15 protein-coding genes are annotated in these 13,898 nt (G+C 43.0%); 8 read left to right on the top strand and 7 right to left on the bottom strand.

What is annotated here, in order from left to right; all coding sequences use genetic code 11:
* The first annotated feature begins 39 nt into the window (after window positions 1-39).
* The 8 genes from AC6UC9_RS01690 (at window position 40) to AC6UC9_RS01655 (ending at window position 7,993) form a co-directional block, all read left to right on the top strand.
* Window positions 40-1,047 (top strand): LacI family DNA-binding transcriptional regulator, encoded by a 1,008-nt coding sequence (locus tag AC6UC9_RS01690; protein WP_500700945.1) that lies wholly within the window; start codon window positions 40-42, stop codon window positions 1,045-1,047.
* Between the two features lie 167 nt (window positions 1,048-1,214).
* The gene (locus AC6UC9_RS01685) at window positions 1,215-1,961 is read left to right on the top strand and encodes a sugar phosphate isomerase/epimerase family protein (protein WP_500700944.1); all 747 of its coding nucleotides are present in this window, start codon (window positions 1,215-1,217) and stop codon (window positions 1,959-1,961) included.
* Window positions 1,962-3,248 (top strand): Na+/H+ antiporter NhaC family protein, encoded by a 1,287-nt coding sequence (locus AC6UC9_RS01680; RefSeq protein ID WP_500700999.1) that lies wholly within the window; start codon window positions 1,962-1,964, stop codon window positions 3,246-3,248.
* Between the two features lie 23 nt (window positions 3,249-3,271).
* Window positions 3,272-4,237 carry a sugar kinase gene (locus AC6UC9_RS01675; RefSeq protein ID WP_500700943.1) on the top strand — a complete coding sequence of 322 codons (966 nt, stop codon included), beginning with the start codon at window positions 3,272-3,274 and terminating at the stop codon, window positions 4,235-4,237.
* 19 nt (window positions 4,238-4,256) lie between these two features.
* Complete coding sequence (locus AC6UC9_RS01670; protein ID WP_500700998.1) at window positions 4,257-5,192, top strand: phosphoglycerate dehydrogenase; 936 nt, start codon at window positions 4,257-4,259, stop codon at window positions 5,190-5,192.
* A gap of 132 nt (window positions 5,193-5,324) precedes the next feature.
* Complete coding sequence (locus AC6UC9_RS01665) at window positions 5,325-6,728, top strand: APC family permease (RefSeq protein ID WP_500700942.1); 1,404 nt, start codon at window positions 5,325-5,327, stop codon at window positions 6,726-6,728.
* Window positions 6,729-6,858: 130 nt separating this feature from the next.
* Window positions 6,859-7,308 carry a zinc-ribbon domain-containing protein gene (locus AC6UC9_RS01660; RefSeq protein WP_500700941.1) on the top strand — a complete coding sequence of 150 codons (450 nt, stop codon included), beginning with the start codon at window positions 6,859-6,861 and terminating at the stop codon, window positions 7,306-7,308.
* Window positions 7,309-7,357: 49 nt separating this feature from the next.
* On the top strand, window positions 7,358-7,993 hold the full coding sequence (locus AC6UC9_RS01655) for a DUF805 domain-containing protein (RefSeq protein ID WP_500700940.1): 636 nt from the start codon (window positions 7,358-7,360) through the stop codon (window positions 7,991-7,993).
* Window positions 7,994-8,044: 51 nt separating this feature from the next.
* Here the strand turns inward: AC6UC9_RS01655 and AC6UC9_RS01650 are convergent, their stop codons facing one another.
* From AC6UC9_RS01650 to opp3b, 7 genes are all read right to left on the bottom strand, one after another.
* Complete coding sequence (locus AC6UC9_RS01650) at window positions 8,045-8,731, bottom strand: zinc ribbon domain-containing protein (RefSeq protein WP_500700939.1); 687 nt, start codon at window positions 8,729-8,731, stop codon at window positions 8,045-8,047.
* A 20-nt stretch (window positions 8,732-8,751) separates the two neighbouring features.
* Entirely contained in the window at window positions 8,752-9,399 is a 648-nt protein-coding gene (locus tag AC6UC9_RS01645; RefSeq protein ID WP_500700938.1) for a zinc ribbon domain-containing protein, read from the bottom strand.
* Window positions 9,400-9,416: 17 nt separating this feature from the next.
* Window positions 9,417-9,809 carry a zinc-ribbon domain-containing protein gene (locus AC6UC9_RS01640; protein WP_500700937.1) on the bottom strand — a complete coding sequence of 131 codons (393 nt, stop codon included), beginning with the start codon at window positions 9,807-9,809 and terminating at the stop codon, window positions 9,417-9,419.
* 144 nt (window positions 9,810-9,953) lie between these two features.
* Window positions 9,954-10,868, bottom strand: a complete 915-nt coding sequence (locus tag AC6UC9_RS01635) for an ABC transporter ATP-binding protein (protein ID WP_500695434.1) — start codon at window positions 10,866-10,868, stop codon at window positions 9,954-9,956.
* Window positions 10,861-11,910, bottom strand: coding sequence for an ABC transporter ATP-binding protein (locus AC6UC9_RS01630; RefSeq protein ID WP_500700936.1), 1,050 nt, complete (start codon window positions 11,908-11,910; stop codon window positions 10,861-10,863). The genes AC6UC9_RS01635 and AC6UC9_RS01630 overlap by 8 nt, the downstream gene beginning before the upstream one ends.
* A gap of 14 nt (window positions 11,911-11,924) precedes the next feature.
* Entirely contained in the window at window positions 11,925-12,953 is a 1,029-nt protein-coding gene (locus AC6UC9_RS01625) for an ABC transporter permease (protein ID WP_500693317.1), read from the bottom strand.
* Window positions 12,953-13,885, bottom strand: coding sequence for an oligopeptide ABC transporter permease (gene opp3b, locus AC6UC9_RS01620; protein ID WP_500693318.1), 933 nt, complete (start codon window positions 13,883-13,885; stop codon window positions 12,953-12,955). Before opp3b ends, AC6UC9_RS01625 begins: the two co-directional genes overlap by 1 nt.
* Between the last annotated feature and the right edge of the window lie 13 nt (window positions 13,886-13,898).

Below are 13,898 nucleotides of genomic sequence, written 5' to 3'. Positions count from 1 at the left end.
CTTTTATTGGTCTGAAACAATGGTTTAATAAATGGTAGAATGAAAAAAACGATGGGAGTGGTCCAAATGGGTTCAGTAGCTACGATAAGAGACGTTGCGTCAGAAGCAGGAGTGTCAACTGCCACCATCTCACGCTACTTAAACGGAAAGACCAACCACATGTCCGATGCTACTGCGAAGCGGGTCACCGAAGCGATCAAGAAGTTGAATTACGTGCCAAATGAATCCGCCAGACAGCTCATTACCAAGCAAAGTCGATTGGTGGCGGTCATTGCGGCGGATGTTGATGATTACTTTTCCACGGAGATTTTTAAGGGTGTTAATTCGGTTTTAAAAAAGAACAACTTCATCGCGGTCTTAATGGATTCCGATAGTGATGAGCAACGAGAACTTGGAACCTTGGCTTCACTTAACCAACAAATGTTTGGTGGCGTCTTGATTCAGCCATTAAGTAACGACCTGGACGCCTTTCAAAGCTCAATTCCCGTAAACGTGCCGGTGGTCATGTTAGATCGGCAGATTAAGGGCAGTCCGTGGCCGAGTGTGGTTACCAATAACTATGAAGTCAGTAAGAAAGCGGCGCGATACTTTAAAGACCAGGGATTAAGCCACGTCTTTGTGATTACAAATAACGTAAAAAACGTTTCTACCCGAGAACAACGACTGAACGGAATTAAAGCGGTCTATGGGGACCACGTCACTGTCGTTCAACCGGGAAACGATGAGGCTTCATTTCATCAGGCATACGCCAAACTAAAAAAGGCCCTGGAAGAAACAAATGGGGGGCTGATTTTTGCTTTAAAGGAACGGTGGCTCTTGAAGTTTTTGCCCAAGTTGATTCGGGATGGGGTAATTCGGAAGTCCGATGGGGTGCACATGACGGGATTTTCTGACACTTCACTGGTAGATAATATTGACCCAGGAATCAAGGTTATTAATCAGGATCCGTTTCAGATTGGGGTGAATGCCGCTCAGATCCTGATTGAAGGGATTGAGAGTGATTCCCAACCGATTGCGAAAAAAATTGAGATTCCAGCCCAATTTTAAGTCTCGAGGCTAGCCTAGTGAGGCTAGCCTTTTTTTATGGCGTCATGGAAAACGATTACATATTTTTAGAAAAAAGATTGCCAAACAGTATTGACTACTTTTATGTAAACGTTTACCATAAGTATCAATATGAAAGCGGTATCAAATTAAAAAAGGAGTGAATACTGATGCGATTGTTTTTAAATACATGGATCTTTGTAAATGACATCGAAGCCGGTACGAGTCAGGCAGCGATATTTCCACGCGTGAAGCAAATGAACGTTGACGGGATTGAGGTTCGACGAGAATACATCAAGGATTTTTCAACGGAACTGGATGAGATTGATAATGCCAGATTGAGAACGGGACTCCTTGTTAATTACAGTGTTCCAGACGAACTGTTTTTAAAGGATGGTTCGGTTAATCCAAAATTGAAGCAATACTTCAACGAGGGGCAACGAATGGGAATTACCAAAATCAAGTTTAACGTGGGAAACTTTCGGGCGTTTGACGGTGATTTGTCCCATGCCTTTGACGGGCTACCACTCGATCAGATTCAAATGAACGTGGAAAACGATCAAACCGAGGTTAGTGGCAAAATGGCTAATGTTAAACACTTTTTAAACCAAGCGAAAAAGAATGGGCTGCCCATTAAGTACGTGTACGACCTTGGCAACTGGGCGTTTACCCATCAAAGTGCGGACTATGCGGCTGATTCTTTGTACCAGTATACCGATTACATTCATCTAAAGAACGTCAACCAGTTTGACGAAGATGACTTACAGACCGCGGACGATCTAAACGACGGCATGTTTGATTGGAAAAACATCCTGAACGAGTTACCGAAAACGGCGGATTTGGCGCTTGAATTCCCGATGGAAGATGATGAACACGTTGAACGTCAGGTCAAGTTGCTGAGAGATGAGGTGATGTAGCTGATGAATACCATTATCGCAATTCTGTTACTGATTACCTTTGCTGGCTTTATCTTTTACATTGTTAAAGGTGGGGACCTGACCATTGGGTTCTTCGTCATGGCGATTCTTTGGACCGTCATCGGCCTGATCCCATATCACACCGCTTTGACAGCGGTCTTCTCGACGCCCGCTTTGAAGTACGGTTCGACGATTATCTACATCGTCTTTGGTTCGTGGTTTGGACGAGTGCTGGTTGACAGTGGCATTGCGCCATCAATTTCACAGAAAACGAATAAAGTTGGAAAATCGCATCCCTTACTAGCCGCCATCCTGATTGTCTTAGTTACGGCCCTGCTGTTTGTCAGTTCCTACGGAGTGGGTTCGGTCATTGCCATCGGTGTCATTTTGTTACCAATCCTTTTATCGTTGGGGATTCCTCGAGACGTGGCCCTAACGACGTTTGCCTTGTCGATTGGCTCGGCCATGTACGTTAACGTCGTGTTGTTCAACCAAATCAAGGCCTTCTTTCCCAAAGCTCAGTACAATCTGCACTACCTCGAGTTTGGATGGGCCGCTATGGCGGTGCAACTAATCGCGGTGATCTTGTTCCTAGTGATGAAACGCCACACGTTCAATCCAAAGAATGCCGAGGCCAACCTGAAGAAAATCGGGGCAACTGATCCAGGAGACGTCGACAAGATTCCGTACATTGCGTACGCCATCCCAGTTGTTCCCGTTATTTTGAACATGGCGCTCGGCTGGGATGCTATTCCGGCCTTGATCCTTTCTAGTATCTTGGCCATGCTTGTAACTGGTAAGATGAACGGCTACAAAAAATTCAAAACGTTTCTTAATACCACGATTAAACAGTCCATTAACGACATTTCGGGCTTAATCATGTTCTTGATGGCACTGGTTATGTTTGCCGGTGCGGCTCAGTCAAACGCTGGTCGTTTCAAGGGAATCTTCAGCGCCATCCTGCCAAACAGTCATTTACTGCTAGCGATTGGAATCGGAGTCTTAGCTCCCTTAGCATTGTTTAGAGGTCCACTTCAGGTCTGGGGTGCAGGAGCTGCGACGGCTGCCGTCCTTTCCGCCACCGGAATGTTTAACGACATGTTCTTGTTACCGTTAATGTACGTTCCAACTCTGATGGCGGTTTCAACTGATATTACTCAGTCATGGAACGTCTGGGGTCTTGACTACATGAAGGTTCGTCCCCAGCAACTGTTGAAACTGGGAGTTCCAGTCATGTGGATTGTCTCCATTTTAAACGAAATATTAGTGTACTTATTCTTCGGATAGATGATTAAAGAAAGGTGAAAATTATGAGTGAATTTCTGACAATTGGTGAACCGGTGGTGACGTTCGCCTCAACCGATCCTGACGCTACTTTAGCTGATTCAACCCACTATCTAAAAATCCTCGGAGGGGCGGAGCTAAACGTGGCCATTGGTGCTAAACGACTGGGACATTCCGCTGAGTATGTGTCTCAGGTAGGAACCGATCCGCTGGGTAAATACGCCAAAGACGTGATTATCGACCACGGCGTTGGCATTGACTATGTTAAAGACGATCCCAATCACTGGACGGGTCATCAATTAAAACAGATGGTAACGCATGGTGATCCCCAGACGTTCAACTATCGCACGGGATCGGCTGCTTCGCATTTAAAACGGGGAGTCATTGACGAGATTAATCTTGACGACGTCAAAATGGCTCATCTAACGGGGATCTTCCCGGCTTTGTCAGCTGAAGCGGAAGGCTCATATCGTGCATTAATGGACCGATTGATTAATAATGAAATCAAGATAACGTTTGATCCAAACCTGCGTCCCGGACTGTGGGGTGATCATGATCGAATGATTAAGACGATTAACGAATTGGCTAAAAACGCTGACATTGTGATGCCAGGTGTAAACGAGGGCAAGGTCCTCATGGGAAGTGATGACCCAGAAAAAATCGCTGACTTTTACCTCCAAAATGGCGAACGCACGAACGCGGTGCTCATTAAGTTGGGCCCAAATGGAGCCTACGTGAAAACCAAAAACGGTGATTCGTATACGGTAGCTGGTTTTAAGGTCGATCACGTCGTCGACACGGTTGGTGCCGGTGATGGGTTTGCGCTCGGGGTAATTACTGCACTATTAGAGGGCAAAAATCTAAAGAGTGCGGTCATGCGAGGAAATGCCGTTGGGGCGCTTCAGGTTCAGACGCCCGGTGATAACGACGGCTATCCTACTCCAAGTGAATTAAATGAATTTTATAAAAAAGAACACGTTAGTGAATCGTAAGTAGATGAGAGAGATTATGATGGCTAAAAAAGTTGCAGTACAAGCAAGTTTGGCTCCAGATGGAAAACAGCTACTGAAAGACAGTGGCTTTGATGTTGTGGAATTACCTGACAAGAAGATTTCAACGTTGCTTGACATGGCCGCCGATGCTTATGGCATCCTGATTGGCACGACGCCATTTCCAAATGAGACGATTGAAAAAATGCCGAACTTAAAGATCATCGCTAGAAATGGTGTGGGTTATGACAACATCGATGTTCCCTTTATGTTACAACATGGCATATATGTAACAATTACGCCGCTCGCCAATGCCTCAACGGTTGCGGAGACGACGTTAGCCGAAATCTTTGACGTATCAAAGAACGTTACCAATGATTCGCACGAGATGCGTAAGGGGAACTGGAACTACAAGAAAGATCATATGGGTTTTGATTTAGAAGGCAAGGTCCTCGGAATTCTCGGTTATGGCCGAATCGGCAAGATGGTCGCTAAGAAGGTGAGTGGACTGGGGATGAATGTCATCTACAATTCACCACATGCTGAAGACTCTGAATACGGTAAAGCGGTTAATCGCGATGCCATCTTTACTGATTCAGATATCGTCACTTTACACATGCCAGTGCTACCCTCTACTAAACAAAGCGTTGGTAAACGTGAATTTGAGATGATGGACAACTCGGCGGTTCTCATTAATTTGGCTCGTGGAGCACTCGTTAATACAGATGATCTAATCGACGCTTTAAAGAGTCACGAAATTAAGGCCGCTGCCCTGGATGTGTTTGATTCTGAACCGCTACCAATGGACAGTCCACTCTACAAGCTGGATAACGTCTTGTTAACACCGCACATTGCCTCTAACACGGTGGAATGCATGAACCGGATGGCGCATGACGCTGCCAGTGAAATTGTAAAAGTCCTAAAGGGTGAACAACCACAGTGGGCGGTTAAAAAGTAAAAGAATTAATTAAGAACTGGGATGCAATGGTCTCAGTTCTTTTTTATTTAAGAAAATCTTTAAAAAGTAATTGTCATCATCTTTTTTTCACGGTACAATTCAATGCAATACAAATGAAAAGGAGTGATGCATATGCATAATATGTTCAAGAAAGAATCGGTTGCTAGTTTCGTCAAAGCCGATGCCGGCTTAAAGCGAACGCTGACCGCTAAAGATCTAATCGGTCTTGGCGTCGGAGCCGTTGTCGGAACTGGGATCTTTATTCTTCCAGGACACGAAGCAGCTTTACACGCAGGACCAGCGGTTGCACTGGCATTCTTGCTTGCTGCCATCTTAGCTGGGGTCGTGGGTATGGCGTATGCCGAGTTTTCGTCGGCGATGCCCGTTGCTGGTTCAGCATACTCCTTTGGAAGTGTCGTTTACGGCGAGATCATCGGGTGGATTCTTGGCTGGGGACTGATCTTAGAGTACTTCTTGGCGGTTTCCGCTGAGGCCACTGGATTTGCTTCGTACTTTAATAACAATATTTTAGCCGCCATTGGGATTAACATTCCGAAGTTTATCCAAAGTGGACCGATGGAGGGTGGTATCGTCAACATCAGTGCCGTTGTCATTACCCTGTTAGTTGGATTACTCGCTTTAATGGGAACTAATTTTTCCAAGAAGATTGAAAATGTTGCCGTGCTGGTCAAGATTGGCATCATTGTTTTGTTTATCGTTGTGGGTGTTTTTTACATCAAGTCAAGCAACTACGTTCCGTTTTACCCGAAACAATTTCACACCCCTCCGTTTGGTTTAGGGGGAATCTCAACCGCCGCTGCCACCGTCTTTTTTGCCTTCATGGGCTTTGACGCGTTGGCATCAAATTCGGCTGAAACCGTTAATCCTAATAAGAATATGGCCAAGGGAATCCTTGGAACCGTTCTGATTGCGGCCGTCCTATACGTCGGGTTCTCTTTGGTCCTGACCGGAATGGTTCATTACTCACTACTAAACGTTGACGATCCGGCCGCTTTGGCATTCTCCATGGTGCACCTGAACTTTATGAACAAGGCCATCACGATTGGAGCACTGTTTGGGATTTTCACTGCCATGGTCACCATGGTCATCGGGAGTTCCCGACTGGTTTACTCCCTTGGACGTGACGGGCTGATTTCTAAGAAAATGGGGAAGATTAACCACAAGACCGGGATTCCGACCTACGCGGTTTGGTTAGCCGTCATCATTCAGGCCATCTTTGCCGGGGTCGTTCCTTTGACCCAACTAGTTTCATTGATTAACGCTGGAACTTTGGTTGCGTTTGCCTTTATCTCATTTGGAATTATTCCATTGAGACGAAGAAAGGACATCAAGAATACTGGTTACAAGATGCCCCTTTACCCGTACTTGCCAATCCTAGCCGGACTGATGAGTATCTACTTCATCATCATGTTACCGAACGTGACCAAGATTGCGGTAATTGGTTGGTTAGCACTGGGAATTGTGATCTACTTTGTTTACGGGATTCACCATTCTCGATTGCAAAATGAAGAATGATTAATAAATGAGAAGCCGTGAGATGGCTTCTCATTTTGTGTGGCTAATTAAGATTTTTATGTGATAAAATTAATTTGAATTCTGGTCCTATCTGGAGTTCTTTTAATACATACAAAAAGGAGAAAGAAAAATGGCTTTAAAAACAAGATTTTGTCCTAACTGTGGAGCTGAAATTCCAGTTGACGTGAAGTTCTGTACGAAATGTGGGTACAAACAACCTACTATTGATGAATTGGAAGAAATGAATCAGGAAGAGGAAACAACTACGGTTGAGGTTGACCCAAATGAAAAACAAGACGAGGGTCAACCTGAAATTGTGATTCCTGTTTCAGCTGGTGTAATTCCTGATGGATATGAATTCAGTCAAAACGGATCAGTGGCGTTAAGCGGCCACTATATTCCAGATGATGACCAGATTTTGCGTGAATTTCAACAGGAAGCTTTTAATAAAATTAGAGATATTGTGAAAGAAAATAATTGTGATGGTGCCTTTAATCTGGCAATTCAGACTCAAATTGACGGAGATAGTTCAAAAATGTTCATTTTCGCCTATTTTGACATGGCAAATAGTGTAAAATAAAAGTAGATGTTACATTAACATCGATTTAAATACATACTATGGAGGTTTTATGATGGATGACACCAAGCACTGTCCCAATTGTGGTAAGTTGTTAAAGGCGGATGTGAAATTCTGTCCTTATTGTGGTCAAGCTCAACCAGAGATGACTGATGCACAAAGTAGTCAAAGGACTGATAATCAACAGGCTAATTATGGTTATCAAGAAACTAATAATGAGCAGCAGACTTATCGGCCAGAATCCAACAATGGAGCGGATATTCGAGCTGAATATTCATCACCTAACATGATTACCTCGTTTAAAGATTACTTTGGAAACATGTTTCATATTTCTGGAAGAATGAGCAGGGCATCATATTGGTGGTCAAGCTTGGATGTTGCTTTAATTGTCTTTGTTACTTGGGGACTTATTGCGATTTTTAGTTCTACAAATACTTCCGCTGGGAATATGATTGCAGGATTATTTGCCATAGTATTTATCATTTTGTATATCTTTTTATACATCGGTAACATCACTTCCATGTGTCGTAGATTTCATGACATCAATTATTCAGCTGGTTTCTGGTGGTTACAACTGATTCCATTTGTTGGAAGCATCATTGTCTTCATCTTCATGCTGTTTAGCTCTGTGGACGAAGGCAATCGCTTTGGTGGACCGGATGTTAGTTATTTGAAAAAAATAAAATAATTTTTACCGTACGAAAAGGCACATTTCATAATTGAAATGTGCCTTTTCGTATTACTTTTTAAAATGTTTCATATAATAATCCGGGGTATAGATGACACCAATTTTTGCGTTTTTATCTACCTTGTCCATTTGTCGTGGATAAAGTAATAATTTTGAAAACGTTTTGTGATTGGAAAATAGTTGTTTGGGAGCAAATACCGTTTCAATGTATTTATCAGAGAGTTTATCATACATTCTTAACAGATAGACTTTATGGCCTTCGTAATTGAATAAATAATGATTAGTTTTTTTGTTTTTCATAAGAACCATATTTTTTTGAAGCATTACTTTGTCTGCGACGACATCTTCTACATCTTTTTTTGAATAAAAGCTTTTTTCATAATCTTCATAATCATCGCCAACCATTGCAATCATCGACAAAACGTTATATTTACTATTGGTGTTGGTGTATGACCACTTCATGATTTCATTAGGAGATGTCGATCCTTGCGACTCATAATACTTATATCCGCCAAACGAGATTCCTGCTAGTAAAAGAATGACGACTACGATACTGGCAATAATGATTCCGGCGGTTGAGTGCTTCTTTTTGGACTTGTTATTTTCAGATTGACTTTTGTGATTAGAAGTTACTTTATCGTTGGGATTCGGCTGTCTTGCACCACAATACGGACAGAATCTGTTTTCTTTTGGAATTTTTTTGCCACAATTTATACAGTATTTCTCGCTATTGTTCATCGTGTATTCTCCATTTTAGATTAGTTTCTAGATCCTAACGTAAATTGCTTATCTGGCTTAATGGTGCTTCCCCAACTTGAATCGATGTGATAGTTGGTTTGATGAAAAACATTGGTTAAGGTGTCAGCAACTTGTAGTGGCATTTTCTTAGGATCGGTGTTTGATTCATCATCACTTAAAACTTTGTATACATAGGTGGATTGATGATTAGGACGTTTAACCTTGATTAAATAGAAACTGCCAAAGTTTTTGTTTTCATTATTATTTTTTATGTAGAACTTATATGATTTATCTTGTTTATTGTACATTAAGGTTGCTTGGTTACCCTCAAAAGAATCGTTAAGCGTGGATGATCCAATGCCACCTTCAGGTAGTTCAGTATTATTAATCGACTTAATCACGCTACTAGCATTGGTATCCTGATTAGGGAAAACATGGCGCGCCTTAAAGTAGAAGTTCAACCCGAAAATAACGGCGAGCACGATCGTCCCAATCCCACCTAGCAGTTTCTTCAAGTTACTTTTATTGTTTTGGGGATGATTTTCAGTCGGACTGGTTTTGGTTTGTTGCTGGGTAGTCTGGGGCTGCTCAACTCCACAATACGGACAAAAGCTCGCGTCTTTTTGAATCTTTTTACCACAGTTGACACAAAACTTTGTATTATTCATTAGATTTCATCCTACTTTCAAAATACTTGTGAACCCATGACCATCCCGAAAATAATTCCAATGATCATCAAAATGACTGACGCAATTATCAAAATAATTCCAGCATTTTGGTGGTATTTGAGTTCGATTGCGCCAAGGACAATTCCGATAATTCCAAACACGATGGGGATAAAGAGGGTCGATAAAACGGCGGAAATCCAACCGAACACCAGTAGAAGGGTACTGATGGTTTCGGGATTGCCCTGATTGTTAGTAGTCTGGGGTTGCATACTTGCTGGACTTGGTTGTGACTCATTATGCGGGATCGAATTGATTTCTGGCTGTTTGGCACCACAATATTGACAGAACTTCGTTTCTTTGGGAATCTTTTTACCGCATTTAACGCAGAATTTTTCGTTAGTGTTATTCATTGAAATAAGCCTCCATCTTGTGATTGAATTCATTATTCACATTAATAATACCATTCCCTTGTTACTCCCGCAATTGAAGGCTGAATTAAGAGAAATAAAAAACGTTCGACTGAATTTATTTTCAATCGAACGTTTTTGAAACGGCTATTTGTATTGTTGGGCTTCCTCATCACTACAGTAGAGCCAGTGACCAGGACGGACTTCCTGAAGGTATTGGTCTTCTTTAAATGGTTGACTATGGTCGAACTTGATAATCTTGTGCTGTTTCTCTGAGTGTGGGTCAGGAACTGGCACCGCTGACAACAAGCTTTGGGTGTACTTGTGAAGGGGATGGTTGTATAACTCATCGGTATCGGCCATTTCCACGATTTTACCAGCGTACATGACGGCGATTCGGTCACTAATGTACTTCACCATTGAAAGGTCATGAGCGATGAATAGGTACGTTAGACCCTCTTTTTCTTGAATGTCCTGCATTAGGTTTACGACCTGAGCCTGAACGGAAACGTCAAGGGCGGAAATTGGTTCATCAGCGATGATGAATTTAGGCTTAACTGCTAGGGCTCTAGCAATTCCAATTCGTTGTCGTTGACCACCGGAGAACTCGTATGGGTAACGACTGGCATGTTCTTCGTTTAGGTTAACGAGGTGAAGGAGTTCTCGCACCCGGTTATCTCGTTCATCAGAATTTTTAACCAGGTGATTGATATCAAGACCTTCGGCGATGATGTCCTCCACTTTCATTCGTGGATTAAGTGAGGCATACGGATCCTGAAAGATCATCTGCATCTGACTACGCAGGTTCTTCATCTGTTTTCGTTTTAACTTCGAGATGTTTTGCCCCTCAAAGTCAATTTCACCATCAGTTGGGTCGTATAAACGAATGATGTCTCTTCCGGTCGTACTTTTACCAGAACCAGATTCACCAACCAGTCCCAGCGTTTCACCAGGATAAATGTTGAATGAGATGTCGTCAACGGCCTTAACTTCATCGGGCTTTCCGACGTTAAAGTATTGTTTTAAATGTTTAACTGAAACAATGGGATCTTTTTTAGTCATGGTCGTTTTCACCTCGTTTCTTAAATTCAGCCTGGCGCCTTTGAATTGATTCCGGTGGGGTAACCTTTGGAGCTCGCTTATCTAACAACCAGGTGGCGGCGTAGTGGCTGTCACTGACCTTGAAGAAGGGTGGTTGTTTTTCGTGGTCAATCTTTAAAGCGTACTTGTTACGGGCATAGAAAGCGTCACCCTTTGGTGGGTTAATCAAGTTTGGTGGGGTACCTGGAATCGTGTTTAAGCGGTCACTCTTCATTGAGAGGGTCGGCATGGAATCAAGGAGTCCCCACGTGTAGGGATGTTGTGGATTGTAGAAAATGTCGTCAACGGTTCCATACTCGACAATCTTACCGGCGTACATAACGGCTACTCGATCGGCGATGTTGGCAACCACTCCTAAGTCATGGGTGATGAAGATAATCGACGTTCCAATTCTGTCCTTTAACTCTCTTAGTAGCTTAATGATTTGAGCTTGAACCGTAACGTCCAATGCGGTAGTCGGTTCGTCGGCGATTAGAACATCAGGATGGTCAATAATAGCCATCGCAATCACGATTCTTTGTCTTTGACCACCAGAAAATTGGTGGGGATAGTCGCGCATCCGTTCTCTTGCGTTGGGAATTCCGACTTCTTCAAGTACTTTGGCCGCCCGCTTTAAGGCTTTTCCTTTGGACATTCCCTCGTGAACTCGTAGTGGTTCAGCCACTTGATTACCGATGTTCATGGTGGGGTCCAGTGAGGTCATGGGATCCTGAGAGATCATGGCAATCTTGCCGCCTCGGATCTTATCCATTTGTTTTTTGGATTCTTTTAAAACATCTTTGCCTTCAAAATCAATTGTACCGTTGGTGATGGTTTCGTTATCAGCTAGAAGACGCATGATCGTTCTTACGGTGATTGATTTCCCTGAACCAGATTCACCAACAAGGGCGAGCGTTTCTCCTTTGTCAAGGTGAAAGCTAACGTCACGAATGGCCTTCACAGTTCCGTTTAGGGTAGCAAAATCAATTGACAGGTTTTTAACGTCTAAAACTTTTTGAGCCATCTTATCTGTCTCCTTTACTTAGATTTTGGATCGAACGCATCTCTTAATCCATCTCCAAGCAGGTTGGTCGTAATCATAATGACTGACAGTACGATTGCTGGAACCCACATTTGATATGGTAAGAAATGAAAGGCCTTCTGACCATCGTTTAGAAGTGTACCAAGGGATGCGTTTGGTGCTGGGATCCCAATTCCAATGAAACTTAGGAAAGCTTCAAAGAAGATGGCCGATGGAATGGTGAACATGGTTTGAATAATGATAGTGGAACTGAGGTTTGGAATCAGGTGTTTCATCGCAATCTTGAATGGTGATTCACCAAGGGTTCTGGCGGCTAGGACGTATTCTGATTCCTTTAGTTTAAAGGTCTGAGCACGAACTAAACGTGACATGGTGATCCATCCGGTAAAGGCAATGGCGATGATGATTGAAGTGATTCCGGGTTTTAGGATAAGTAGTAATAAGACTACGACGATTAGGTTAGGAATTGATGAGAGGATTTCAACGATTCTCTGCATGAAGGTGTCAACGGCACCACCGACCCAACCAGAGATTAAACCGTAAGGAACACCGACTAAGAGGTCAACTGCTGTCGCAACAACCGCGATAAACAGTGATAACCGAGTCCCGTAGAGAATTCTTGAGAAGAGGTCACGTCCTAAGTAGTCGGTCCCCATGATGTAGTAGGTTCCCTTTGGAACGTGTTCTGCTTGATATGCGTTGACCATGTGGCCACCGGCTTCGTGAATACCGTTTAAACCGGGGATGTTAAGTGAACCCCACTTTGGTGGGAGGTTGGCGTACAAAACGTTTTGAGCGTTTGGATCGTGTGGTGAAAGAATCGGGGCGAAGATTGCGACTAGGGCGATAATGACTAAGAGAATTAAAGAAGTCATGGCAACTTTATTTCGAACTAGTCTTCGTTTAACGTCTTGAAAGTACGTTAAAGATGGGGTGTTAATTGATTCCGATTCAGTGTCCAAGTTTGAAAGGTCGTCACTTGCGAACTGGAACTGATCTTCAAGTGGTGGTAAGTTTTCGGCCATTATTCTTTACCTCCGTTTCCTAGTCTGATTCGTGGATCGATGATTCCGTAAAGAATATCGACAACTAAGATAATGACAACTAATAAGAATGAGTAGAAGATTGTGAGTCCCATGATGGTGGGGTAATCGTTCGTCAGAATGGACTGAACGAATTGATTACCAATTCCAGGAATTGAGAAGATGTTTTCAACAACTAGTGAACCCGTCATGATTGAAACGGCCATGGGACCAACGATGGTTATAACGGGAATCAGTGAGTTTCTTAGCGCATGATGCGTAATCGTCTTTCTTTCCGAATCACCCTTGGCTTTTGCCAGTTCAATGTAGTCACTGTCTAAGACATCAACCATTTCAGTTCTCATGAACCGGGCGACGTTTGCAAGTGGAAAGGCCGCAAGCGCTAACGTCGGTAGGATACTAGAACTGAAGTTCTGCCAGAGGGCAACTGGGAACCATTGTAGTTTGTAGCCAAAGTAGTACTGAAGCAGAACGGCTAAAACGAAACTTGGGATTGAGATTCCAAGGATTGAGATGAAGGTGGCACTTGAATCAACCCAGGTATTTTTCTTGATGGCGGCAACGGCACCAAGGATGATCCCAAGAACCGAACCAACGACCATGGCTTGGGTACCAATCTGCATTGAAGGACCAATGTCATGGGCAATCAATTGAGTAACTGGTTGGTTGTTAAATTGAAATGAAGTACCTAGATTTCCGTGGAGTAAATTTCCCATGTAGATTAAGTACTGATCCCATAGTGATTTGTTTAATCCGTACTTTTGGTTCATTATTGCGATTTGACTTGGCTGGAGTTTTGCCTGGTTTGAGTAAGGCGTACCGGGTAAAAATTTCATCAGGAAGAAGGTAACCGAAGCAACAATGAATAAAGTGAGGACTAGGTAGAAAATTCGACGGATGATGTATTTAGTCATTTTAATTTACCTC

The sequence above is a fragment of the Fructilactobacillus sp. X7R4C1 genome, from assembly GCF_059901115.1.
This window is presented reverse-complemented; position numbering and strand designations above follow the sequence as displayed.

What these genes read in the sequence shown, in the direction of transcription:
- AC6UC9_RS01660 (WP_500700941.1), top strand. Translation starts at nt 6,859, where the DNA reads ATGGCTTTAAAAACAAGATTTTGTCCTAACTGTGGAGCTGAAATTCCA.
- AC6UC9_RS01645 (WP_500700938.1), bottom strand. Translation starts at nt 9,399, where the DNA reads ATGAATAATACAAAGTTTTGTGTCAACTGTGGTAAAAAGATTCAAAAA.
- AC6UC9_RS01665 (WP_500700942.1), top strand. Translation starts at nt 5,325, where the DNA reads ATGCATAATATGTTCAAGAAAGAATCGGTTGCTAGTTTCGTCAAAGCC.
- AC6UC9_RS01625 (WP_500693317.1), bottom strand. Translation starts at nt 12,953, where the DNA reads ATGGCCGAAAACTTACCACCACTTGAAGATCAGTTCCAGTTCGCAAGT.
- AC6UC9_RS01690 (WP_500700945.1), top strand. Translation starts at nt 40, where the DNA reads ATGAAAAAAACGATGGGAGTGGTCCAAATGGGTTCAGTAGCTACGATA.
- AC6UC9_RS01640 (WP_500700937.1), bottom strand. Translation starts at nt 9,809, where the DNA reads ATGAATAACACTAACGAAAAATTCTGCGTTAAATGCGGTAAAAAGATT.
- AC6UC9_RS01685 (WP_500700944.1), top strand. Translation starts at nt 1,215, where the DNA reads ATGCGATTGTTTTTAAATACATGGATCTTTGTAAATGACATCGAAGCC.
- AC6UC9_RS01635 (WP_500695434.1), bottom strand. Translation starts at nt 10,868, where the DNA reads ATGACTAAAAAAGATCCCATTGTTTCAGTTAAACATTTAAAACAATAC.
- opp3b (WP_500693318.1), bottom strand. Translation starts at nt 13,885, where the DNA reads ATGACTAAATACATCATCCGTCGAATTTTCTACCTAGTCCTCACTTTA.
- AC6UC9_RS01650 (WP_500700939.1), bottom strand. Translation starts at nt 8,731, where the DNA reads ATGAACAATAGCGAGAAATACTGTATAAATTGTGGCAAAAAAATTCCA.
- AC6UC9_RS01630 (WP_500700936.1), bottom strand. Translation starts at nt 11,910, where the DNA reads ATGGCTCAAAAAGTTTTAGACGTTAAAAACCTGTCAATTGATTTTGCT.
- AC6UC9_RS01670 (WP_500700998.1), top strand. Translation starts at nt 4,257, where the DNA reads ATGGCTAAAAAAGTTGCAGTACAAGCAAGTTTGGCTCCAGATGGAAAA.
- AC6UC9_RS01675 (WP_500700943.1), top strand. Translation starts at nt 3,272, where the DNA reads ATGAGTGAATTTCTGACAATTGGTGAACCGGTGGTGACGTTCGCCTCA.
- AC6UC9_RS01655 (WP_500700940.1), top strand. Translation starts at nt 7,358, where the DNA reads ATGATGGATGACACCAAGCACTGTCCCAATTGTGGTAAGTTGTTAAAG.